Source organism: Chryseobacterium flavum (assembly GCF_003385595.1).
GTDB lineage: Bacteria > Bacteroidota > Bacteroidia > Flavobacteriales > Weeksellaceae > Chryseobacterium > Chryseobacterium flavum.
Genome location: NZ_QNUE01000001.1, coordinates 286,861 through 310,153 on the forward strand (window position 1 = coordinate 286,861; position 23,293 = coordinate 310,153).

Sequence of the window (23,293 nt, forward strand, 5' to 3'; positions counted from 1 at the left end):
CAAGTATTAATGTATTGATTCCACATATTTTACAAAATTACCAAGTATTGCCTGCCAGCCCTGCTTTTGAAATTCATGATCGTTTTCACTTTCCGGATCAAATGCAGTTAAAACCTTTGTTTTTCCATTCTTGTCTTCAAAAGTAGTAGAGACTTTTCTTCCGTCTGTCATGGTATAGGCTATTTCCTTATGTAGATCTACTTTATCATAGATCCCGGTAAAGTCAAAGCCAAAACTGCCGTCCTTTGCTTCCATTCTGTTATTAAAAGCACCTCCTACTCTAAGATCATTGGTGCTGTCCGGACAGTGCCAGCCCGGATCTGCAGTATTCCAGTTCATAATATCTTCAGGAGTATTCCACATCTTCCATACTTTTTCTACTGAAGCGTCAATCAATGCTTCTACCTTAATTTTTACTGATTCTTTCATTGTTTTAATTTTTGTTTGTAATCTTATGACAAAGATGGGACAGAATCTAAAATTCCTTCTGTTGCAAAAACGACAACTTAAAGGGTAGATTGCGACAGGAAATATACTTATATTTGTAAGTAATTAAATTATAGAGATATGCAGGTTTCAGTTTTCGTTCCGCAATATGGCACAATCGAAGCCATCACTCCGGCATTCAGGACTTTCCATACAGCCAATGAATTTCTTTCTGTATTTGGAAAAAAACCGGTCTTCAAGGTAGAATATGTAGGCCTTAATGAATATGTCCCGGCTAATAGCGGAGAATATACAATCAGGACCAACCGGCTTCTTCAGAACGTTACGCAAACTGACCTTCTCATTATTCCACCGACTTTCGGAGATATGGATCAGGGTATCACCGCCAATGCAGAGGCTATCCCTTACTTCAGAAAACTGTATTATGGAGGAGCCAGCCTTGCCAGCCTATGTGTCGGGGCTTTTCTTCTTGCTGAAACGGGACTTATTGACGGTAAAAAATGTTCTACCCACTGGGCCTATATCAGCGAATTTAAAAACCGGTATCCTTACGTAGAAGTAGAAGACGGAGCTGTTATCACTGAACACGATAATATCTACAGCAGTGGCGGAGCCAGCAGTCTGTGGAATCTCATCCTGTATCTGGTAGAAAAATACTCAGACCGTGAAACGGCCGTTATGATCTCAAAATATTTCGCCCTTGACATCAGCAGAGACAGCCAGTCTCAGTTTGCCATATTCAGAGGACAGCGAAATCATAATGATGAACAGATAAAAAAAGTACAGGATTATATTGAAGAAAACTATGAGGAAAAAATAAATGTTGAAGAACTGGCAGAATATGCAGGTACCGGACGACGGACTTTTGAAAGAAGATTCAAGGAAGCAACTAACAATACCCCTGTGGAATATATACAACGGGTACGGATAGAAGCCGCAAAGAAATTTTTTGAAGCCTCCAGAAAAAACGTTTCAGAGGTAATGTATGATGTAGGGTATACAGATACCAAGGCATTCCGAGATATTTTCAGGAAAATAACAGGTCTTACGCCCGTTGAATACAGGAATAAATTTGCTAAGTTTGTTGAAATTCCTTAATTCTCCATAACAGTATTTTCCAGGTTATCGGGTTAAAAATACTTTAAAAGCAAAAATCTGCAATACTAATAAAAAAATTTCTATACTGATCTAAGGGGTTTGCTGTACATTGAAAACGGTACCTGCAGGATCTGTAATCCAATGCATATTTTCAGGAAGCTCCTCAAATTCATCACAGGTCTCCACCCCTTTTGACCGGAGATATCCGGTGGCTTCTTCCACGTTACGAACTGTAAGCTGCAGCCAGGTTTCGGAGTGGGTATAGTTATCCACGCAATCCAGCCATATGATATTATTACCAAACTTCACCTCATGTGTTCTGGAAACCGTAGGATTGTCAATTGGCTTTTCTTCAACATCCAACTTCAGGATATCCCTGTAGAAAGCAATTGTTTTATCATATTTATTTTTTGGAATCTTTATAGCAATATTAATTCCTGCTTCAAATTTTATATCCATAGCAGCCTTTTTAAATTTCAATGTCACCGGTCAAAATTTCTCCATCACGTTTATAACACGCAATGATTACTCCTTTTGAAGTTATATGGCTCTCTGTTAAAGCAAATGCAGCCGGAACCGCGTTATTGTCAAACAGTTTTTTCCCATCGCCAAGAATCAGCGGATAAATTTTAAACCGAAATTCATCCACCAGATTATGCTTCAGCAAAAGGCGGACAAGCTCACCGCTTCCCCAAACCTGAATATCAGTTCCCTCTGACTGTTTAAGCTTCTCTATATCAGATAAACTCCTGAGAAAAACAGTATTATCCCAATCAGACTGCTCCAGGGTCCGGGATAAAACATATTTAGTTCCCTCATTAATAGCCGGCCAGAAATCAGCATGCTGAGGCCAGTAAGATGAAAAGATATCAAATGTCTTTCTTCCGAGTAGATAATCTGCCGGTCTCATTTCCTGTTGTATAACTTTTCCCAAAAGTTCATCACCATATGATACCGTCCAACCACCATATTTAAATTCTCCGGACCTGTCCTCTTCAGGACCGCCAGGTGCCTGCATTACCCCATCCAGGGTAATCATTGATAAAACCGTTATTTTTCTCATTATATTGGATTTTATGAATAAAGTGAATGATATATCAGATCCTGTTTTTTATATTAAAATTAAAAACTCAGAAGCATAACCGGCTTGTCATAAGGTAAGATTTTTTCTTTATCCGGATCAGATCTTGTACCAGGCAGAACAACTGAATATATTTGTTGAAATCAGCGGATTGATATTTGACAGGAAAAATGTGTCTGATGCCGGAACTAAAAGAAACCCTGCCTTTTTTTCGAATGATCTTTAGAGAATTGCACCACCTTAATCTTGTTTTCCACTTCGAACTTAACAGTAATCGTATCAATTTCGATTTTTCGCCTGGCTTCATTCCCTTTTTCATAATCAAGATCTTTTACATATAGGTTTTCAGCATTTTTCAGATGGGATACCTTTTTATCATATCTATTCAACACTCCATATTCTTTGGAGCTTACTTCTAAAACCCGGACTTGTTTGGAAGAACCACTCTTATTTGTAAAATAGGCAACCAGACCTTTTTTAGGCAGGCCATTCTGGCGTGGATAATTATTGATTAAGTATCCGACTTCATAAAAGTAGGAGCTGACATCAATACTGGGTTTATCATAGCTGATAACAGAATATTCAGTACACCCCAATAAGAGCAGCAATGTTCCCAAAAGTATTTTTTTCATGATTATCATTTTTAAAAGGCAGCTTTCCATATTAAAGATCCATATTCCGGCTTTAACTATACTGCATACCCTTCTTATGCCTTAAATATACATTTTTTACAACAATAAATAAAAAACACTCAATGGCTGAGAATACAATACTATCATCAGCTTTCCGTAAAAAACCCATTTTTTTTAATACAAATATCGTGTAAATACGGATTGTGACTTTATACAGTAAATTATACATTTGCTCAATATGAAATCAGCCTTTCATTTATACAAGTATCTATCTTTATTCAATGAAAAAATTTTTTTTCTTTTTTTTGTCTGCCATTGTATTTGTATCTGCCTCTTTCACACGGGAACAAAGGGTGATGGATAACCCTGGATATGAAAACACCCGGTCTGAACCGACTGCCTCCTTACTTCAAAATAAACTTACCCCCAAACTCTTTATCTGGAAAGATAGTATCACGATCTTTAAATACAGATATACGTCCTTAGCACAGCCGTCATTAAAAGTCATGTTTACGAAACATCATCTCGCTATAACCCATTTGATTCTAAAGTCTCCAATTATGGAAAAACCATCAGATTCTTCAGCTGTAAAGCAAAAAAGGACAGCAAGATATAAGTCGGTAAATAAATTCTTTTTTTGGTGGCAACCCAAGCCTTTTACCATAAAAACGTCCTCTTATAATGCATCCCCTGTATTGTTAGATTCTTTCAAATAATTGAAATTGTGAATCAGTTTTGCAGCTATGTTTTAGCTTTTCTTTTTCTCTAATTCAACAACTGATCAGTGAAAGTATTTCGTTCTTATAAAATTGCTGAGAGTTACATCTAATTTAAAATAACTCTGGATGGCTACATAGTCGAGAGAAATTAAAGGGTTATTGAACCAAATTCTTAATCTGCCCTTTATCATCAACAACTTCAATTTTTGGTTTGCCACTTTTATCCACATAGATTTTCATTTTCGCTTTTCCATTTTCGTCGTATAAAAACAACCCGGCATCACTTTTAGTTGTTCTTCCAACGAAAACCCTCTTCTTTGCTCCTTCCTTTTCGAATAATTCATTGATTTTCTGTTCCCGTTCTTTGGCGTCAGCAATCTTCTCCAAAGCTGCCATTTTATTTTGTCTGGAAATTAAATCAGAACCTACCGGAAATTCCCTTACTATAAATCCTCTCTGCACAGAAGCTTTTCCTTCCTCATAAGTTTCATCATTCAGAAGTTGAATGACCTGGTCATCATGATAGTTATCCATTGTAAAAGACATTCCTGAATTTATAGATTTCCCCTGTTCCGATACTGCAGCCACAATACCTCCACATTCATCCCCTTGATTGTTGAAAAAAATAATTCCCGCAGGGCGCTCTCTTTTAGCTAAGTCCTGGCCGTTAATTCTACCGGAATGCTGCCGTGTTTCATTACTGATAACCATTCTAAGACTACCGTCTTCACCAATCAGATTGATTTTTTTTACAGTGAGTTCATCCATATTTTCCTTTCTGTCTTTTTCGGCAAAGGAAGTGAGAACAAATAGTAAAAACATTGTTGAACTTATCACCGCATAAACTATAAGGTAGTTTATTTTTCTTTGAAGACTTTTTTCTGGCTTATCCATTTTATAAATTATTAAATTAGTTTATCAAAAAAAGATTGCTATTAGTATTTCTAATTTTAAGCAATCTATTTAATTTACCATAATATGTTTTAGATGTGTTAATATTACAACTTCTATTTTTATCATTCTGCTAACATAATGCTTTTTTTAATTAAATATAACACAAAATTTAGCCATACTCACATAACTCTTTTATAAATTGGAATAAGGTCATTTTATGGATAGAAGTAAGATAAAGCAGATACAATTAATTCCTAATCACTTAGATAAAGCTACAATCTGTAGCAAGATATATTTCTGATCATTTAGAAAAATCTTGATATCAATACAACGATTACTGTTGGTTGTATATGGTTATGATCCAACTAAACAGCCATCAGAGACGTTGAATAAGCAGAAATTACATCATGTTCTGCATTAAGAAGATTATAATGAATTAATCATAGGAAATGTTTAAACTTATTTGGCAGAAGCCTAGTATCTTATCTAGATAAAAATTTTAGAATATAGCTTAGAGTGTAAAGAATAAATGTTCTTCAGGTTTAATCAAAATTTTTGTTAAGCTTCTGACTTTACATCTGAACTAAAACTCTAACAAAAAAACCTGCTGGAATCAGCAGGTTCTATTAAGTATTTCGCGGAGAGTGAGGGATTCGAACCCCCGGACCTGTTACAGTCAACAGTTTTCAAGACTGCCGCAATCGACCACTCTGCCAACTCTCCTTAAACTCCGGTTATACCGTTGTTTTCAGTGGTGCAAATATAGAACGATTTTTAATTTCCGCAAAACTTTTACAAGATAAATTTTAACAAAACTTAATAATAGATTAGTAATCAAGGGAATTATTTTCTGAAGGATGTAAACTATTCCCTGTCTACGATTGCAATAAAACTGTTTTTTAAAAGATCTGACGGATAAACAAACTGATCTCCGCCTTCTCTTTTTACTACAATAGCACCCTGTTCATCATTCAGGCACTTGTCCAGTTGGGTTTTCATGTCATTAAGTGCTCCATTGGGAACCTCAATAATGTATGTTCCTGTGACATGTGTGATTTTTATAATTTTTCTTTCCATATTCTTTTTTGATTAGGGAGCTAAATGTAAGGATTTTACCTGACACAATAGGAATAATTGCTTACCCGCAACGTTTGTCATTCTGAACAATTTAAACTGTTATTTTATCATCACTTATTATAAGAATACTTTTTGGCCTGGATTCCTACGGAATGATAAGCAGAACGCTTTATCTATGCGCACACTTTGTCATTCCTAGAAATCTAAGCTTTATTAAAATATTCTAGTCCACGCTTTATCTTGTCCCGCACTGAATGACAATCTTTAAGTATAGCTAATAGCAGGTTGTCAATCACAGCCCTTTCCGTCCTCTACTCTCCTGCCGGTTCAAATAATTCTATCTTATTTCCTTCCGGATCCAGGATGTGTACAAATTTTCCATATTCGTACGTAGCAATCTCATCCAGAACCGTAACCCCTTCTTTTTTTAATTCCTCTACCAGCGTTTCAATATTCTCCACATGATAATTGATCATAAATTCTTTGGCAGAAGGCTCAAAGTATTGGGTAGATTCTTTAAAAGGACTCCACAGCGTATATCCTTTCTTACCGGATTCTTCGTCTTTCCAGTCGAATTTGGCTCCGTATGGGCTGGTGGGCAATCCCAGATGGGTTTTGTACCATTCATTTACTTGTTCAGGGTCTTTACACTTAAAGAAGATTCCCCCGATAGCGGTTACTCTTTTCATTTTTGATTCGTTTTTTCAGTTTATATATAATGGATGCAAAGCAGAAACGTTTGCAGTTTCACAAATATATTAATGTTTTCATGGAATATTTGATATATAAAAACATTTTATATTGGAAAACAGTATAATATTTAACCATTAAGAAAAATTAAATCCTTAAGAATATTAAGAAACGGTACGCTTTAAAAGTATCTTTGATACTTCCTTAATTTTCCTTCACAGCTTCAATCTGCTTAATGGTTCAAAAATCTGAAAACATTATATTATTTTTTCAATTCTCAGAAAAGAATATAACAAAAAAGCGCACCCTTTGGGTACGCTTTGTATTGTATAAACTGAATAGTATTAGTGTAATTCGGCTAAATATTTCTCTGCATCCATTGCAGCCATACATCCGCTTCCGGCAGCCGTAATAGCCTGTCTGTAAATGTGGTCCTGAACATCTCCGGCAGCAAATACTCCCGGAAGATTTGTTCTTGAAGAACCTTTTTCAGTAACAATATATCCGTTCTCATCAAGATCTATTTGTCCAACAAAGATATCTGTATTCGGTTTATGACCAATTGCGATGAAGATTCCTTCAACATCAATTTTAGAAGTTTCCTGGGTCTGATTATTAATGACCACAGCCTTCTCCACTAAACCGTTTTCCCCTTCAATCCCGATTAACTCATGATGAAACTTCACCTCAATGTTCGGAGTATTTTCAACTCTGTGGATCATTGCTTTTGAAGCTCTAAAGACATCTTTTCTAACCAGCATAGTCACTTTCTTACATAGTTTAGCAAGATAAGTTGCTTCCTCTGCTGCTGTATCTCCCGCTCCTACTACCACAACATCTTTACCTTTGTAGAAGAATCCGTCACAGGTTGCACAGGCGGAAACTCCACCTCCTGCATATTTTTTTTCGTCTTCTAGTCCCAGATATTTTGCTGTAGCGCCTGTAGAAATAATAACTGTTTTAGCCAGGATTTCTTTATTTCCTGCATACAGTTTGTGAACTCCTCCTGCTTCTTTGGAGAATTCAGCTTTAGTAATCATCTCATAATGAACTTTGGTATCAAATCTTTCTGCCTGTTTCTGCAGATCCATCATCATTTCAGGACCTGTAATCCCGGCTGGATATCCTGGAAAGTTATCAACCTCAGTAGTTGTAGTTAATTGTCCGCCCGGCTCCAAACCTGTATACAATTCAGGTTTTAAATCTGCTCTTGCTGCGTAAATAGCAGCTGTGAAACCAGAAGGTCCAGATCCAACGATCACACAATCTAAAATGTTTTGCTCCATATCTATTTGTTCAAAAAGATTTAATTAAATTAAGACCGCTAATTTCGTAATTTTTAATGTTTTTTTAAAGTTATTTTAATGATACTTGTCAATATCAGATATGCGGATTGTCAATTGAAGGATGTGAATATTAAAACAAATCAAAGTATAGTTTAAGAATAGGGTTTGAAATTCAAAAAAGTTATCTGTTCAATACAGGATTACACCTTCATTTTAAATTTATCGATATTAATAATCTTATACACCAGCTCCCTGATCAGTTCTGCCTCACCCATATTTACGGCTCCAAGCCCTTTTCCCTTCATATCAAACTCCCTTAAAACAGAGATTACCCTTGTTGCATGTTTTAAAGGATATAACCTTGCACTTTCTGCATAATCCTTGATGAAATAAGGATTTACGCCCATTTGTGAAGCAATCGCCTGCGGTGGCTGACCTGCCATTGTCTGATAAATAATCACATTTGAAAAGTAATTGTAAAGACTGGCCAACAACATTACAAAAGGATTATTTTTTGGATTTTTACCCATAAAGTGAGCGATCTTAAAGGCAGCATTCGCATTTTTTGTTCCTAAAGCTTTCTGAAGCTCAAAAACATTATATTCCTTACTGATTCCGATATGGTTTTCTACAATAGTTCCGTCCAATACTTCTCCCTCTTTCAGGATAATCTTCAGCTTATTTAATTCATTAGCAATCCTTGAAAGGTCATTTCCCAGATACTCCGCCAGAAGATGTGAAATATTAGGTGCTGTCTTGATCTTCAGTTTTGAACATTCGTCACTAATCCATTTGGGCAGATTACTTTCCTTTACGGATTCACTTAAAAAAAGGAAATTAGCTTTATCCAGGGCCCTGGCTGCTTTTTTCCTGCTGTCCAGTTTCTTATGTTTATGCGCAAAAACCAATACTGTGGAAGGAACAGGATTTTCGACATATGCTTCCAGAATCCGGTTTTCCTCTTCATTAAACCTGAGGTCCTGAGCTTCTTTGACGATGATTACCTGCTTGTCCCCCATCATCGGAAACTGTCTTGCCAGAGAAAGTACTTCCTGATAAGAAGTATCCTTTCCGTATGCAACAGTTTGATTGAAGGCTTTTTCATCCTCTTCCAGAAAGTTGTGTTCAAGAGCTTTTACAGCTACATCAATAAAGTAGGGTTCTTCTCCGTGGAAAAAATAAATAGGTAAAACTTCTTTATTTTTAATATTTTTGAGGATTAAATCTAATTCTTTCATCTTACTAATGGAACTTCCAAAACTGAATTTTCAGGAAACTTTTGATTTTAAATTCAAGAAAGACAAAGATAAGTTTTTTATTTATGATTTGGTTCGTAAAACTTATCTTCTGCTTACTCCTGAAGAATGGGTCAGACAACACTGGATACACTATTACCTTACTGTAAAAGCCTATTCCGTATCAGCATTAATCACAGAAAAAAAAATTATTCTGAACGGGTTAACCAAAAGAGTGGATCTGCTGATTACTGAAAAAACAGAACCTGTAATCCTGATTGAATGTAAAGCTCCACACATCAAATTAACGGAAAAGACATTTGAACAGACTGCCAGATACAATTCTATTATCGGAGCTAAAGAAATCATCCTTACCAATGGCCTGCAGCATATCAATGCCTATTATGAAAACGGGCAATATCAGTTCTATAAGCCCGAGTAGAACCGATTAAAAAGTAACAGGTTAAAAAAACACTTTTCTATCTTATAAAGCCGATTCAGAACATCGCATAAATGGAAATCAACACTACTTTTTAATCAGCCATACAACATTATTAATTAAGTTATTTTCATTAATTTAGCTAATAATTTACTTGTATCAAAAAAAACAGATTACAATATTAAATTTAATTAACCAATACAAAATAAAAAGTATGATTCGTTCAATCTTATTAACCACATTCATTATGGCTTCAGGAACATTTTTCAGTCAAAAACTCAAAACAGTTTCCTATCAGGATGGTAATCAAAAACTGAATGGCATGATCACCTCCAATGCAGGAAAAAAACTTCCCGGAGTATTGATTCTTCCAGCCTGGAAAGGAATTGACGAAGAAGCTAAAACAGCAGCCATCGAACTTGAAAAACAGGGATACATAGCTTTTATTGCTGATATTTATGGGGAGGGTAAAATTCCTGCTGATAATGATGCAGCAGCAAAAAGTTCAGGATATTACAAACAGAATTATAAAGAATATCAGAAAAGAATATCTCTGGCTCTGGAAGAACTGAAAAAAAATGGTGCGATCTCTGATAAAACGGCAGTAATCGGATATTGCTTCGGGGGTACCGGAGCTTTAGAATCTGCCAGAGGGCATTTACCTGTTGCAGGAGTTGTTTCCATTCACGGAAGTCTGTCAAAAGACCAGAACAGAAAAAATGAAGCCTTAACCGCCAAAATCCTGGTAGAAAATCCTGCAGATGATCAGAGTGTAACCCAGCAGGATTACGACAACCTCATCAAAGAAATGAATGAAGGAAACGCTGACTGGCAGATCATTACCTACGCCCATTCAAAACATACTTTCACGGATCCCAAATCACCGGATTATAATGAAATAATGGCAAGGAGAGCATGGAATCATACTTTGATGTTTCTGAAAGAGATTTTGAAATAAATTTCAATGAGTAAATAAACAATGTACCCATACAAAATATGGGTACATTGTTTATTTATAAGATTAATCCACTCCTTCCTCTTCCCTATGGACCAGTTCCATAGAAAAAGCCGGAAGGCAAATGGAAAGATATTCACAAGGTTCTGAAAACGGATTGCTATACCGTATTCTGGCTCCTTTTTCGACAAGAATACTGTTTCCTTTTTCCAGGACGATAATCTCACCGTCTATTTCAAATTGTTTTTTACCTGAAATAATATAGGTAAATTCATCAAATTCCGGAGTCTGATGGGGTTCACTCCAATCCGGGGGTGCTATCATATGCGCAATAGACACATTGGAATTTCCTGTAGAATTCCCCCAATGCTCTTCGATTAGCTTTCCATCATGAGTTGGAACGATGAATGGAGATTGCTGAATTTTATATTTTTTCATACCCAATCTTCTTTTTTGATTTCATATACGAAATTAGTCCTCGTAGGTTCAGCATAATAAGCCACTTCCTCCTCAGCAATCTTTTTGGCCCCAAGCCTTTCCATAGCAGTCTGGGAACGAAAGTTTTCTTTCCCTACATGAAAATGAACCTTATCTACATATTGGAAAATATAATCCAGCATCAGTTTTTTAATTTGTGGATTAATGCCTTTCCCCCATGATTTTGTTCCGTAAAAAGTATAGCCTACAAAAATATGGTTATCATGCTCATCAAAATTATAATAGCGGCTGCTTCCCAATACATCTCCGGAAGCTTTTTCAATGATTTTAAAAGCGCCTCCGCTATGCATAGCCCCTTCAAAAAAGGTTTCAAATACTTCTCTTTTATACCGGTCCTTATTGGGATGCTGTTTCCACACTTCAGGATCGGAAGCAACTTCATACAAAGATTCAAAATCCCCTTGCTGCAAGGGAACTAACTGAAATTCTTCATTCTCTAAAACAGGCTGAACAGAAAAATTCATTTCTTAGCTTTTTTTAGTAGAATCAGCTTCTATTTTCTTAATTTCTTTCAACTTATCAGAAATCTTGATTACCGCATCAAGTTTGGATGGCTTTAACGGAACTTCCGCCTGCAGATAATCCCATTTCAACACTAAATTAGCCGTATTTTCATCGGTAGGATTTAAGGTAATTTCAAACCATTCCTGTTTATCAGCCAGTTTGTTAACCGGTACTGTAACATCTACGACATCCTGTTTTGGATCATAGGTGTAGGCTCCCCATTGCTGAAAGTCTTTATTTAAAATCACTTTCCATTCTTTTTCTGTAGGAACAATAAACAGTCCATAGGTTCCGGCAGGAACAATTTTCCCTCCGAAGTTTACAGATTGTCCAAAAGTAATTTTTGTAGAGGAGTTAGCCCCTGCTCTCCAAACCTGTCCGTATGGTACCAGCTCTCCAAAAATCTTACGCCCCTTTACCCCCGGTCTTCCATAATCTATAGAGATCTTGGACATCGAAAACTGTTGTTCCACTTTCTGACGCGGACTCGCTGCCGGTACAGAATAATCCTGTGCAAAACTGAATGTTGAAACTGAGATGCAAACTGCTGCTAATAACTTTTTCACGTTTAAATTTTTGTTTAAAATTACAAAAATCAGAACAAAATAGCTTTCTCTAATTCCAATAATTTTTGTTTTCTCCATATCCCTCCGCCATAGCCTGTGAGCTGGCCATTACTTCCGATGACTCTGTGACAGGGAATTATGATAGAGATTTTATTCAGTCCGTTGGCATTGGCAACGGCTCTCACAGATTTAGGATTTCCCAAGATATCAGCCTGTTCCTGATAACTTCTTGTTGTTCCATAAGGTATTCCTTTTAAAATAGTCCAGACTTCCTTTTGAAACGTTGTTCCTACCATGGAAAGAGGAACAGTGAACTCAGTTCTTTTTCCTTCAAAATATTCAGAAAGTTCTTTTTCAAGAATCATAAAATGTGGGTTTTCTCCCTGCACAATATTGGCATTAAAATATTTTGAGATTGCTTTTAATTCTGTAGGAAGGGCTTTCCTGTCCGAGAATTCGAGGAGGCAGATTCCTTTCTCATCAGCACAGGCGATCATTGTTCCCAGTATTGTCTCTATCCTTGTAAGGTCTATGATTTTTTCCATACTCTTATTTTTGGGAGATACTCCAAAGATGTTCTTAAAACTTTCATTAAAACCACTCAGACTTTCATATCCCATATCATATGCAACTTCTGTAACGGGTTCACCCTGCTTAAGTTTCTTAAAAGCTGTATGCAGTTTAAACATTCTCTGAAAAGCATGAAAGGTAATCCCATGATGCTTAAGAAACCATCTGCGTACAGTAGCTGGCTCAAGCCCCCGTTTTACCAGATCGTAATCTTTGAGTTTCAGAGAGGGATCTTTAGAAATTTCCTGTAACAGTTCTCTGATATATTGCGGTGTTGCATCCAGATTTTCTAAAGGCCGGCATACTTTACACGGCCGGTATCCTTTTAGGATAGCATCCTTTGTGTTTGAAAAAAATTCTACATTTTCAAATTTCGGCTTGCGTGCCGTACAGGTCGGGCGACAGAATATTCCGGTAGTTTTTACGCCCATCCAGAATATTCCTTCAAATGATACATCTTTATGAAAAGAGGCATTATACATTATTTTTTCAGTAAGTTCCATTTTTAAGTAAAAAGAGGTGAAAAACTTTGATTATCTTTAATAATTCCGCAAACCCTTTCCAGTTCCTTATAAATATGTCTGTTTAAAAAAGCTCCCGACGTAATTCTTCTTATCCCCAGTCTTTTCAGGGTATTAAAATCCGGAAGCCCTGGCAGACACATCACATTCACGGGCAAAGATGTTGCCTTAACGACAGTCTGTATATCAGCTTCAGCAGTCATTCCGGGAATAAAAACTCCATCAATCTTTAATTCCTCAAATAACCTGATTCTTTCCAAGGTTTCTTTTAACGCATGGTCAATCCCCAATAAAAAAGGATCAGTTCTTACATTAATAAAAATCTCAGTCCGCCTTTCTTTCAGCTTTACAATAATATCCTTCAGCTTTTCAGAAAAGGCTTCACGTCCTGCAAGCTGTCTCACGCCATCCTCCATATAAGTATCTTCCAGATTAATACCTGCAATTCCTATGTCCAGAAGTCTTGTAATATTGGAAACAATAAGATCTCCGTCTGCTCCATATCCTGCTTCCAGGTCTACAGATAAAGGAACAGAAACCGATGCTTTAATTCGCCTGATCATATAAAAATATTCATCAAAGCTCATCTGCTCACCATCTTCATATCCTAAACTGAGGGCTACCGCTGAACTGGAAGTTGCCAATGCTTTATATCCTGCGTTTTCATAAATCTCTGCACTCTGTACATTCCATACATTACCTAATAATAAAGGTTCTTCATTATGGTGTAATTCTTTGAAACCAGTCATTATCTTTTTTATTCAAAAGTAAGAATATCGCAGGGCTGCCCGCAACCGAAAAATGAACAGCTATTTTTTATGAATGAAAATGGTTCCGGGAATGGTAAATTGAATATTGCTTAAAATAAAATTGCTTTTTCCAGTTCCAGAAGTTTTTGTTTTCTCCAGATTCCTCCTGCATACCCTACCAATTCCCCGTTTGAACCGATCACCCGGTGGCATGGGATTAAAATAGCAATTTTATTGATCCCGTTAGCCGTACCTACCGCACGTATAGCTTTCGGATTTCCCAGAAATTCTGATTGCTGTTTATAGGTTCTTATTTCTCCCATTGGAATTTCACGCAGGAGCTTCCATACTTTTTCCTGAAATTCTGTTCCTGTGGTAAATACCGGAACCTCAAACTGTTTTCTTTTCCCTTCAAAATATTCTCCCAACTCTGTTTCCAGCTGCCTGAAATGTTTATGCTCTTTTTTTATAATTTCAGATTGAAGAGCCTTTGATAAAGATTTAAACTGCTTCTCAATATTTTTCCGGTCTGTAAATTCAAGGAGACAAATCCCCTGATCTACCGCGCAGGCTATCATCTCACCTAATGGTGTTGATATTGTTTTCTGATATATGGTTTCCATTAGGCTAAAATTAATATTTTTTCAGAATTTAAACCTTATCAATTATCCGGAATTTCCAAAACAGTTACACCCCTTTTTTTAAAACTCTTTAAAAACATTCTTCTGCCCAATCGGACTGATTTCTCCGGTTTTTAATTTTTCTACCATTCCGGTTTATTATTTGCTGTTCCGAAGATAATCGGTAATTTTAAGGTCTCTTTATAACACCAATCACTTATAATGCTCAAAAGAACAAGTCTTCTATTCCTTTTTGTGGCAGGACATTTCAGTCTGCAGGCCCAGCAGGTCATTCCTTTCCGGATAACAAAACATAACAATATTATTGTTAAGACATTGGTCAATAAAAAAGATTCTCTTGATCTTATGTTTCAGATTGCGATGAAAGAAGGATCTATATCACCGGAACGTCAGCGAAAAGCAGATCACCTCATATTTAATAAGGATGGAATCAGTGATCATAATACTGTTAGTATAGGAAAAATGACGTGGAAGAACATCCGTTTTCTTGACAATCAGATAACGGGTCATGAAGCAGACGGGAAGATTGGAACAGGACTTTTTGAAGGAAAAGTATTCAAAATTGATTACGATAATAATCAATTTGCAATATATGATGAAAAGCCAGATCTGAACGGGTTCCAGCCTGTTAAAATTATTTTTGATCAGGATGCGTTCTATATTCCTGCTGATAATATTATTGATGACCATCAACAGCAGGAAGCTTATTTTGTTCTTCAATCGGGGTATTCCGGAGGGATACTGTACAGCAATGAGTTTGCTGAAAAAAATGAACTCAGCAATAAACTGAGGATAACCGGAGAAAAGAAGCTCAAAAACTCAAATGCAGAAAACCTGATCATTAAACAGGGAGTCCTTCCTTTTTGGAAACTGGAAAATTTTGTTTTTAAGGATATTCCTGTAGGATTTTTTACAGGAGAGCAGCAAACACAGAAGGTCAGTTATTTCGGAGCAGATATGCTGCGCAGGTTTATCTGGATCTTTGATGCCGACAGAGAAATGGCATACATAAAACCGAGCAAATATTATTCAGAACCTCATTATAAAATAAATTAAAAAACAAAAACATTTAAAACATTCTTAATAATGAAGATTAATACAGCCTTAGTGCTTCTATCTTTACAACTGATGATCACCGGTTGCAGAAAAGACGACAAAAAACAGGTTCAGGACCCGCTCAATATTCCGGCCAATCCTGTGAAACCAGAGGCAAAGACGGAGGATGAGATAGACTTTAAGAATTTTAATATTTTCGATATTTCCACCATACAGCGTAACGAGCTTATGGATGCCTTTATCTCCGTATCTGATATTTACCATGACAAACAGGCGGTTCCTGCAGATTTTCTTAAAAGCCAGAAGGATGCCCCTTTCTCTAAGATGGCATATCTTGAACTGAATGATCAATATAGAAAAAAGATGATGGACGGACTTCATCTTACTGAGAATGACTCATTATATCTCTACAATTATGAGACTAATACACTGAAAAAAATCCCTGTAAATACATTAAAAGCGGTTGCATACATTTCTCCATATATAAGTGAAGGAGAAGAAATTGATGTTGACTCTTATATGATTGGCTTCCAGATAGAAAACCAGAAAAGCCTCAATATTTTTGACAAATACACCAATGTTGTTGCCTATTTCGGGAATAAAAATCCATTTACAGAAAATAAAATGAAAATGATTAGATGGAAGAAAGCAGATGTGGAGATCCAGAAAAAATATTTTCCAGGCTCAAATCTTAAATACGGAGGCACTTACCAGTCCAGATATGAGAACCTGACTTATTATGTACAGGATCTTCTTGAAGAATACGGAACCCGGGAACGCAAACTGGTGGTCATTAACGACAAGAATGAAAAAATATTTGAAAAAACATTTACCATTAGTGACGGTGCGGAATTCAATCCTCTTGAAAAAACAGAAAACGAAACAACGAATTACCACGCTCAATGGACAGGCAGGCTCTTCAAAGGAAAAGAACCTGTGGTACTTAACTTTACTTCTCCTTCTTTCGGATGTCCTGTGATTACTTTTTTAGATAAAGAAAAAACCGAACTTACTATTAATTGTGATAACAGGCATTAAAACAAGAAACAGGACGATAACAGTTGTTATCGTCCTGTTTCTTACAATTATTTAAGCTTCAATTATTAACTTCTATTTCGTTTTAGGGTAAAGCCTGTTCTTAAGGTTTATAAAATATGTTTCTGATTCCTTGAAATCATTACTTTTCATGAACTTAAGAATAACATTCAGATAAGTTTCGGATGGAATAAACTTTTCTCCCATTCTATCTGAAAATTTTTTGTACTCTTCTTCAAGTAATTCCGGATTTTTAGCAAACTGCTTAATATTTGTTCTGAAACCTTTGAATATGAATTTTAAAGCTTCATAATTTCCCTGGTAGGAAACAGTTCCATGGGTTTCGCCTTCAAAAAAAGTGTGCTTATAGTTCAAAGTTCCATTTTTCTCTACAATTCCTTTAAACTTTTCAATGGACTGTGTCATGTCTGAATTCCAGTTTTTCTGCTGTTCTTCATTATCAGCCTGGGAAACATATAAAGATTTGTTGGCAGGAAACTTTTTATTCTTTTCAAGATAATTCTCTGTTCTTGAGATCATTATTTCATTATCCCACCATAAACTTGGATCATTGGCTACATATGAATTGAAATATTCCGGATGGGTAAGCAAGACATTGATGGCAAACAACCCTCCGAATGAATGTCCTACCAACACTGAATACCCCTGGGTTCTGTAGTTCTTACTGATAAAAGGCTTCAGTTCTTCCTGTATGAATTTTACAAAGTGTTCACTCCCGCCACTGTCTGTAAAAAGTGTTACAGCAGAATTTACAGGGCTTTTCTTTTGAGATTTTGTAGGGGTAAGATCTCTTGTACGTTCTGTATTTTTAATCCCCACTACAATACATTCCGGAATATCAGCATAGGGAGTTCTGGCAATAAAATCCGTTAATCCGGCAAAGTATTCAAAGTTGTTTTCACCATCTAAAAGATAGATAACCGGATATTTTGCCGGATTAATGGTGGTATCGTTATATGTTTTAGGCAGATGGATCCAGATTTCCCTGTCTTCACTTAAAACTTTTGAAAATACGGTCCGCTTCTCTCCTATCATAAGCTTGTCCTGCGCTTTACTAAATGTGAAACATAAAAATGTAAATATGTATAAAATTTTAAACCAATTGTTCATGATGTGATTCTTTTCTGTGTTGATGAATGTTTTTAATTTCGTTTTTCTTTTTCGGGGCTTTATTTCTTCTGCCCCACCAGATCAGGAAACCGGTTACCGGAAGGCTTGTACAAATGATTCCGATAATGAATGTGAAGATCTTTCCGAACATTCCCCCCCCAATATCCCACATGAAGATCAAAATTCATATGCTCTATCACTTCATGCCTCTGTACTTTTTCAGGATAATCAATTTCTTTTCCGGTGTATTTATTGGTTTCCATCCTTTTCCCGTTGACAAGGCTTTTCAGACCAATAAACTGAGCTGCCACCACATGATAAACAGTTGCGGAATCATTTCTCGGAATACTCATTCTGAACTGTTTTGCATCGGGAAACTCCTTGAATTTTCTGTCAAGAAAATCAGTATAGGTCAAAGCTTTTTTCTCCGGATCAAACTTAGGTTCATATTTTTCTGCAATGGTATGGGCATCCACAGCTCCTCCGAAAGCCTGCTGGGTAAGATCGGTTAAGACCTTGTATGCCATGATCAGTCCGGTAATGGTAATAAACACTGCCGGAAGCAATGAATAAAATCCAAAAACATTATGAAAATCGTAGTTTTTCCTGCGCCATTTCGTTCCGGATTTGATTTTAAAAGCTGTTGTTCTGGTTGTTTTGTTCCATTTTTTAGGCCACCAGAGAATCAGTCCGCCGATGAGCTGGATAAAAAATATGATGGAAGCAACGCCAACTACCGTTTTCCCAAACTTCCCTGCCAGCAACTGGGCATGAATATGGGCTACAATATAGAAAAACTCATAGCTTTTGGTAGAACCGATTACTTTTCCGGTGTAAGGATCAAGATAATGATAGGCAAATACACCTCGTGGGCCACGCCCTTTTTTCTTTGATTTTTCTGCTTTCTCCACGGTTTTATCTTTAGGTGGTTTCGTTGCCGATGCTACTCTGAAGCTTCTGTCTGCTTCTTTGTAAGTATCAAAATAGAACGCTTTTCTGTCCGGAACCTGCTGATGAAAGCGGGCAAGCAACTCTTCGGGTGTCATTTTTTCAGTATGAGCCGGAGCCTGGACATATTTTGCGCTTCCGCCGCACAGATCGATGATTTCGTCACAAAAGACAAAGACAGTTCCCGAAAGAGTAACGGTAAGGACAATGATTCCGGAAACCAGCCCGAGCCAGAGGTGTATCCAGCCGGTGATCTTTTTCGTGAGGGATTTTCCCTGCTTTTTCTTAGGATTAGTTTTTTTATTCTCCATATCTGTTTTTTATCTAGTCAAAATATAACAACAGAAAATGCAAAGGCGCAATAGAGTTTATAATGGCGTGTTTGTAAAGTGAAAAGAGTTATTCCTGCTGCCGTTACTTTAGCATATTTGAAGGCTTCAGAAACAGAGAGTATTATAACTCAAAGTGTTGCACCTTTGCGGTTTTCATCCTTATATTTTCGTTGATATTTTTTTGTTTTCAGGTATTAAAATTTGAACGCAAAATTGGCAAGGATTTCTCTAGGCTTCTGTGGCTGACCGTAGAAGTTCCAGTAGTTTTCATTCAGTGCATTATTCATTTTCAGACCGATTCTGTATTTTTTCCTGTCATAGAAAATAGTTGCACCTACAGTAGTGTAAGAAGGAGCTAGAAAATGGTTAACAATATTGATATAGGTTTGGTCTACAAAATTAAATCCGGCTCCGAAACCAAGTCCTTCATAAGCTCCGTCCATGATCTTGTAGCTTGTCCATAGATTGGCTACATGTTTTGGAGTCCATGCGATTCTTTTTCCGCTGTCTTTGCTTCGGTCATCGTATTTATTATCGTTATAACCATATCCGGCAACGATATTCCATCCTTTGAAAGGGTTGGCAATGATTCCTATTTCCAGTCCCTGACTTTTGATATTTCCATCCTGAATACTTCCTATTCCACCCGGATCTGCAACCAGTCTGTTTTTAACCTTAATATTATAATAGCTTACGGTTGTCAGTAATTTTTTATGGAAAAGATCTACTTTGAAACCTGTTTCAATCTGATTTCCCTGCTCAGGATCCCATTTTGTCAGAATACCCACTTCATTCAGTGATGGAGCATAGTTTTTAAATCCGTTCACATAATTGGCAAAGAATGAGATGTGATCTTTTACAATTTCATACACTAATCCGAATTTTGGTGAAAACTGGGTCTGGCTGTAACCGGAAACTTTATTTTCAGGATATCCGTTTTTGGTAGAGATCTCTACCCCGTTTACAACTGTATCATCATTCTTATAGCTGTCTACCCTCAAACTGGCCATTACCAGTAAATTATCTGTGATATTCAAAACATTGGAGATATAACCGCTGATCGTTCTGAATCTTGTAATATCCGATTCTGTAGATTTTCTTTCCTTATTCATGAATTTGTTTCTTGAAATAGGATCCCACGCGGAAGAGCTGTCGAGATTCACTTTATCATAAGGCATGAAAACATTACTGTATCCGTTGGCCTCATAGTAAGGAAACTGATATTTTGTTGTTTGCTGGAAATAATCTATTCCTACTACCAGACGGTTTCGTAGGCCTGCTATTTTAAAATCTCCTGTGAAATTCTGCTGGATATTGTCTGTTGTCACTTTAAAGCTGTCAAAAGGACGGATCATTCTTTCTACCTGATTATTATTCAGATATCTCAGCACTAAAAAGATCGACTCATTTTCATTGGCTTCCCCTCTTTGGTAAGATGTTTTTGACGTCCATTGATCGTTGAATTTATGGGTAACCTCAGCCATTGTCACAAAGTTGGTTCTTTTGGAACCGATATCATTACTTGTGAATGCTCTTTTGTAAGCCACTTCCAGGTCTTTCATGGAGTGGAGAGTCAGCTTTTCTGAATTTCTTACATAGGCATTCAATGTTTTATTGGGAGCATGAAACTCGGTATCAAGTGTCACTGTGGTTTTATCGCTTACTTTATACAGAACACTTCCTGAGAAAAATAGTCCTTTGTTATACCCTGCATCCTGGAATGAATCCTGAGAATAGGCTGCCACATTGAATCTTGCCAATGCAGTTTTTTCTTTGTTTAAAGGAGTATTCACATCTGCTGTGATCCTGTTCATTCCCCAGCTTCCGGTGGTATAGTTGATAATTCCTCCGAAGTTTTCCTGTGGTTTTTTCGTAACGATATTCACTACTCCCCCGTAGTTGGCCAGCGTTCCGCCGAATAAAGTTCCCGATGGGCCTTTTATTACTTCTACTCTCTCGATATTAGCGATCTCGGACTGCACTCTTGGGTTTTGAGTCAATCCGTTTCTGAAACTGGCATTGGAACTGAAACCTCTCATGAAAATATCATTCCCGCTGTCGTTGACACTGTTGCTTACGACAACTCCGGGTGCAGAAGCCATCGCTGTATTGAAATCCATGGCTCCCATTTCACTGATGATTTCTTTGGGAACGAGGTTGTAAACGGTTGGATTTTCAAGGTTTTCAAGAGGAAGTCTTGCTATGGATTCAGATTTTTTGGTTCTGTAATTGTGAGTTCCCTGGAGTGATACAGCCTGGATTTCAGCAGTTTTAAGCGTATCCTTTTCCTGTGCGTTCAGGAGAGATATTGCCAATACTGATGCAGAAATAATTATTCTTTTCATTTTATAATTAAGTTTAGTTTTGCAAAACTATATTATTTTTATTAGTTCTAAATAAAAATATGATACAAATCATGAAACTTCCTTAATGAAATAGCCTATAAATAAAGGATTTCAGGAAAATAAACAGTAATTGGAAGTTAATTTTTCCTATCTTCATTACTCCATATCAAGCTAATTATTGACTATAATTTTCAAAAATGAATAACAATTCTCAAGAAACCGTTCAGCAATTTCTACAGTTTATGTCGGAAAGAAATTCGACAGAATTAACCAACCTTTTTTCGGACACTGTAGATTGGTATATACCTGGAGATGAACAAAAAGCACCCTGGATGGGAGTAAGAAACAATAAACAGGAAGTCTCAGATTTCTTTGAATTATTATGGAAAAATACGAAACCTGTTTCTGTAAAAATTGATCATATTTTTACTGATGATGAAAATGCCGTGATTACAGGAGAATTTATTACGAAAATGCTTGAAACAGGTAAAATTGTAGAGTCTTTATTCTGTATACAGATGCGTATTCAAAATCATAAAATTACACGCTACAGACTACTGGAAGATAGTTTGGCAGTTTCGAAGGCTTTGGATAAGTAGTTAAGGTATTGATAGTAAATGAGATTCTTTGAACAATGTTCGCAAAATTTCATTTTGTGTCAGAATGACAAAGTCGAATAATTCGACTTTTGAGATAATGACATGTAATAATTTTTATTAAACCTAAAATTACCTTTTCTATATCACGGCAGCGGCCATCATCGACATATAATAATTGGCGCAATGCAGTGCATTAATTAAAACGATTTCTTTTTCCGGAAAGGTTTCATAGGCATCCGATGTGGTGATCCGGTATTCATAATTCATAGAAGTCCATTTCAGATGGGGTTTTATGATCATCAGCTCGACGCCGTCCTGATCTGTAAGAACAAATGATTCTTTAAAAATACCTCTGTGTTTGAAAAGGTAGCCATTCTTCACGCCGTCAAAATAGGTTTGCACTACAATTTCCCCGTTCCAGTTCATTCTGAATTTCAGAAGGACTCTTTCCTGATCTTTCAGCTCAATGGTCGTTCCCCAAAAACCTTTTGGTTCCACCTGATAAGTCTGACCATCTGCAATATCAATAACAGCATTAAATTTAAACCAGCTTGTATAAATAAGTTTCCCGATTAACTTTTCTTCTCTTGTGATCTCAAAAGACAAAGAATTGCTTGATTTTGCGTAATATTCTGCCATGGTTATATTTTGATTTGGTGGAATTTTTATTAGTTTTTAAATAATAATAACAGCCTGAATTTTAACGCTCTAATTTATAAATAATTCGGTAAAAATAAATGTATTTTTAGGCTGGTATGATTAAAATAATTGATAATTAATTGGGAGTTGTGTGTTTTCAATCTAATTTTTCATAATAATGGTTTGAATCTGCATTTAGACTAATCTTAGGCTTTTCAAAAATCCCATTTAAAAAATAGGTTTTGTAAGCAGCTGGCTGACCAAAATCTGTATAATAAAGTTCTATTTCAGGATTTATTCCATTATATAATTTATATGTACCCATTCCATAAAATTTACTTCTAAATGTATTGTCTTCATATAAAACTAAAGTATCAGCAGTGTGAGGAGCTTCCACACAGCAAATTGGCTTATCAAAATTCATGTTAATATATTTTCCATACATATCCTGCTTTTTTAATGGAAGATTTATATTGAGAATACATATAACTCCTACTACAAAAGTGAGCGCAAAAAGTGTTTTTTTCATAGAATAGTTAATAATACCACGATATTCTTTTTAATCGAAATATTTACTGACCTAAATTATAGAATTTATGCAGAAAA

At 36.3% G+C, this 23,293-nt stretch carries 27 protein-coding genes and 1 tRNA gene; 7 read left to right on the plus strand and 21 right to left on the minus strand.

The annotated features are described in order from the left end of the window. Window positions 1–6 precede the first annotated feature (6 nt). A complete protein-coding gene (locus tag DRF59_RS01260; protein ID WP_115956480.1) occupies window positions 7–429 on the minus strand; it encodes an SRPBCC family protein in 423 nt (140 codons plus the stop codon). 138 nt (window positions 430–567) lie between these two features. On the opposite strand from DRF59_RS01260, the gene DRF59_RS01265 reads away from it, so the two are divergent. Then, window positions 568–1,545, plus strand: a complete 978-nt coding sequence (locus DRF59_RS01265; protein WP_115956481.1) for a GlxA family transcriptional regulator — start codon at window positions 568–570, stop codon at window positions 1,543–1,545. Window positions 1,546–1,635: 90 nt separating this feature from the next. Here DRF59_RS01265 and DRF59_RS01270 read toward each other — a convergent pair whose 3' ends face one another. From DRF59_RS01270 to DRF59_RS01280, 3 genes are all read right to left on the minus strand, one after another. After that, entirely contained in the window at window positions 1,636–2,004 is a 369-nt protein-coding gene (locus DRF59_RS01270) for a VOC family protein (protein WP_115956649.1), read from the minus strand. A 10-nt stretch (window positions 2,005–2,014) separates the two neighbouring features. Continuing rightward, complete coding sequence (locus DRF59_RS01275) at window positions 2,015–2,608, minus strand: dihydrofolate reductase family protein (RefSeq protein WP_115956482.1); 594 nt, start codon at window positions 2,606–2,608, stop codon at window positions 2,015–2,017. A 206-nt stretch (window positions 2,609–2,814) separates the two neighbouring features. Continuing rightward, the gene (locus tag DRF59_RS01280) at window positions 2,815–3,258 is read right to left on the minus strand and encodes a hypothetical protein (protein ID WP_123873643.1); all 444 of its coding nucleotides are present in this window, start codon (window positions 3,256–3,258) and stop codon (window positions 2,815–2,817) included. A 281-nt stretch (window positions 3,259–3,539) separates the two neighbouring features. Here DRF59_RS01280 and DRF59_RS01285 point away from each other — a divergent pair, with 281 nt between their 5' ends. Next, window positions 3,540–3,974 (plus strand): hypothetical protein, encoded by a 435-nt coding sequence (locus DRF59_RS01285; RefSeq protein WP_115956484.1) that lies wholly within the window; start codon window positions 3,540–3,542, stop codon window positions 3,972–3,974. A 159-nt stretch (window positions 3,975–4,133) separates the two neighbouring features. On the opposite strand, the gene DRF59_RS01290 is transcribed toward DRF59_RS01285, so the two are convergent. The 6 genes from DRF59_RS01290 to holA form a co-directional block, all read right to left on the minus strand. Continuing rightward, complete coding sequence (locus tag DRF59_RS01290) at window positions 4,134–4,799, minus strand: hypothetical protein (protein ID WP_123873644.1); 666 nt, start codon at window positions 4,797–4,799, stop codon at window positions 4,134–4,136. Between the two features lie 710 nt (window positions 4,800–5,509). Continuing rightward, window positions 5,510–5,594, minus strand: a tRNA-Ser gene (locus DRF59_RS01295). Window positions 5,595–5,735: 141 nt separating this feature from the next. Continuing rightward, a complete protein-coding gene (locus DRF59_RS01300) occupies window positions 5,736–5,948 on the minus strand; it encodes a glyceraldehyde-3-phosphate dehydrogenase (protein ID WP_115956486.1) in 213 nt (70 codons plus the stop codon). A 311-nt stretch (window positions 5,949–6,259) separates the two neighbouring features. After that, window positions 6,260–6,637 carry a VOC family protein gene (locus tag DRF59_RS01305; RefSeq protein ID WP_115956487.1) on the minus strand — a complete coding sequence of 126 codons (378 nt, stop codon included), beginning with the start codon at window positions 6,635–6,637 and terminating at the stop codon, window positions 6,260–6,262. Window positions 6,638–6,982: 345 nt separating this feature from the next. Continuing rightward, on the minus strand, window positions 6,983–7,924 hold the full coding sequence (gene trxB, locus DRF59_RS01310; RefSeq protein ID WP_115956488.1) for a thioredoxin-disulfide reductase: 942 nt from the start codon (window positions 7,922–7,924) through the stop codon (window positions 6,983–6,985). A 200-nt stretch (window positions 7,925–8,124) separates the two neighbouring features. Continuing rightward, window positions 8,125–9,162 carry a DNA polymerase III subunit delta gene (gene holA / locus DRF59_RS01315; RefSeq protein ID WP_115956489.1) on the minus strand — a complete coding sequence of 346 codons (1,038 nt, stop codon included), beginning with the start codon at window positions 9,160–9,162 and terminating at the stop codon, window positions 8,125–8,127. Between the two features lie 7 nt (window positions 9,163–9,169). On the opposite strand from holA, the gene DRF59_RS01320 reads away from it, so the two are divergent. Both DRF59_RS01320 and DRF59_RS01325 read left to right on the plus strand, forming a co-directional pair. Further along, a complete protein-coding gene (locus DRF59_RS01320; protein WP_115956490.1) occupies window positions 9,170–9,601 on the plus strand; it encodes a type I restriction enzyme HsdR N-terminal domain-containing protein in 432 nt (143 codons plus the stop codon). Window positions 9,602–9,812: 211 nt separating this feature from the next. Then, window positions 9,813–10,556 (plus strand): dienelactone hydrolase family protein, encoded by a 744-nt coding sequence (locus tag DRF59_RS01325; protein ID WP_115956650.1) that lies wholly within the window; start codon window positions 9,813–9,815, stop codon window positions 10,554–10,556. Between the two features lie 63 nt (window positions 10,557–10,619). On the opposite strand, the gene DRF59_RS01330 is transcribed toward DRF59_RS01325, so the two are convergent. The 6 genes from DRF59_RS01330 to DRF59_RS01355 form a co-directional block, all read right to left on the minus strand. Beyond that, entirely contained in the window at window positions 10,620–10,991 is a 372-nt protein-coding gene (locus tag DRF59_RS01330; RefSeq protein ID WP_115956491.1) for a cupin domain-containing protein, read from the minus strand. Beyond that, a complete protein-coding gene (locus DRF59_RS01335; RefSeq protein WP_115956492.1) occupies window positions 10,988–11,515 on the minus strand; it encodes a GNAT family N-acetyltransferase in 528 nt (175 codons plus the stop codon). The genes DRF59_RS01330 and DRF59_RS01335 overlap by 4 nt, the downstream gene beginning before the upstream one ends. A gap of 3 nt (window positions 11,516–11,518) precedes the next feature. Next, window positions 11,519–12,121, minus strand: a complete 603-nt coding sequence (locus DRF59_RS01340) for a DUF2911 domain-containing protein (protein WP_115956651.1) — start codon at window positions 12,119–12,121, stop codon at window positions 11,519–11,521. Window positions 12,122–12,150: 29 nt separating this feature from the next. Further along, window positions 12,151–13,194, minus strand: coding sequence for a bifunctional transcriptional activator/DNA repair enzyme AdaA (locus DRF59_RS21210; protein ID WP_115956493.1), 1,044 nt, complete (start codon window positions 13,192–13,194; stop codon window positions 12,151–12,153). A gap of 2 nt (window positions 13,195–13,196) precedes the next feature. Beyond that, a complete protein-coding gene (locus tag DRF59_RS01350; RefSeq protein ID WP_115956494.1) occupies window positions 13,197–13,961 on the minus strand; it encodes an isocitrate lyase/PEP mutase family protein in 765 nt (254 codons plus the stop codon). Window positions 13,962–14,071: 110 nt separating this feature from the next. Further along, window positions 14,072–14,584 (minus strand): methylated-DNA--[protein]-cysteine S-methyltransferase, encoded by a 513-nt coding sequence (locus DRF59_RS01355; RefSeq protein WP_115956495.1) that lies wholly within the window; start codon window positions 14,582–14,584, stop codon window positions 14,072–14,074. A gap of 219 nt (window positions 14,585–14,803) precedes the next feature. On the opposite strand from DRF59_RS01355, the gene DRF59_RS01360 reads away from it, so the two are divergent. Together DRF59_RS01360 and DRF59_RS01365 are read left to right on the plus strand one after the other, a co-directional pair. Beyond that, complete coding sequence (locus DRF59_RS01360; RefSeq protein ID WP_115956496.1) at window positions 14,804–15,658, plus strand: hypothetical protein; 855 nt, start codon at window positions 14,804–14,806, stop codon at window positions 15,656–15,658. A 30-nt stretch (window positions 15,659–15,688) separates the two neighbouring features. Then, a complete protein-coding gene (locus tag DRF59_RS01365; protein WP_123873645.1) occupies window positions 15,689–16,696 on the plus strand; it encodes a hypothetical protein in 1,008 nt (335 codons plus the stop codon). 72 nt (window positions 16,697–16,768) lie between these two features. Here the strand turns inward: DRF59_RS01365 and DRF59_RS01370 are convergent, their stop codons facing one another. The 3 genes from DRF59_RS01370 to DRF59_RS01380 all read right to left on the minus strand — a co-directional run bounded on the left by DRF59_RS01370 (window position 16,769) and on the right by DRF59_RS01380 (window position 21,449). Then, entirely contained in the window at window positions 16,769–17,749 is a 981-nt protein-coding gene (locus DRF59_RS01370; RefSeq protein ID WP_157967427.1) for an alpha/beta hydrolase, read from the minus strand. Between the two features lie 134 nt (window positions 17,750–17,883). Continuing rightward, window positions 17,884–19,083 carry a PepSY-associated TM helix domain-containing protein gene (locus tag DRF59_RS01375; protein WP_241505456.1) on the minus strand — a complete coding sequence of 400 codons (1,200 nt, stop codon included), beginning with the start codon at window positions 19,081–19,083 and terminating at the stop codon, window positions 17,884–17,886. 215 nt (window positions 19,084–19,298) lie between these two features. Next, window positions 19,299–21,449, minus strand: coding sequence for a TonB-dependent siderophore receptor (locus DRF59_RS01380; protein WP_115956499.1), 2,151 nt, complete (start codon window positions 21,447–21,449; stop codon window positions 19,299–19,301). Between the two features lie 197 nt (window positions 21,450–21,646). Between DRF59_RS01380 and DRF59_RS01385 the strand changes: the two genes are divergently transcribed. After that, the gene (locus tag DRF59_RS01385) at window positions 21,647–22,048 is read left to right on the plus strand and encodes a nuclear transport factor 2 family protein (protein WP_115956500.1); all 402 of its coding nucleotides are present in this window, start codon (window positions 21,647–21,649) and stop codon (window positions 22,046–22,048) included. A gap of 138 nt (window positions 22,049–22,186) precedes the next feature. Here the strand turns inward: DRF59_RS01385 and DRF59_RS01390 are convergent, their stop codons facing one another. Together DRF59_RS01390 and DRF59_RS01395 are read right to left on the minus strand one after the other, a co-directional pair. Next, window positions 22,187–22,687, minus strand: coding sequence for a hypothetical protein (locus DRF59_RS01390; protein ID WP_115956501.1), 501 nt, complete (start codon window positions 22,685–22,687; stop codon window positions 22,187–22,189). Window positions 22,688–22,844: 157 nt separating this feature from the next. After that, a complete protein-coding gene (locus DRF59_RS01395) occupies window positions 22,845–23,216 on the minus strand; it encodes a hypothetical protein (protein ID WP_115956502.1) in 372 nt (123 codons plus the stop codon). Window positions 23,217–23,293 lie beyond the last annotated feature (77 nt).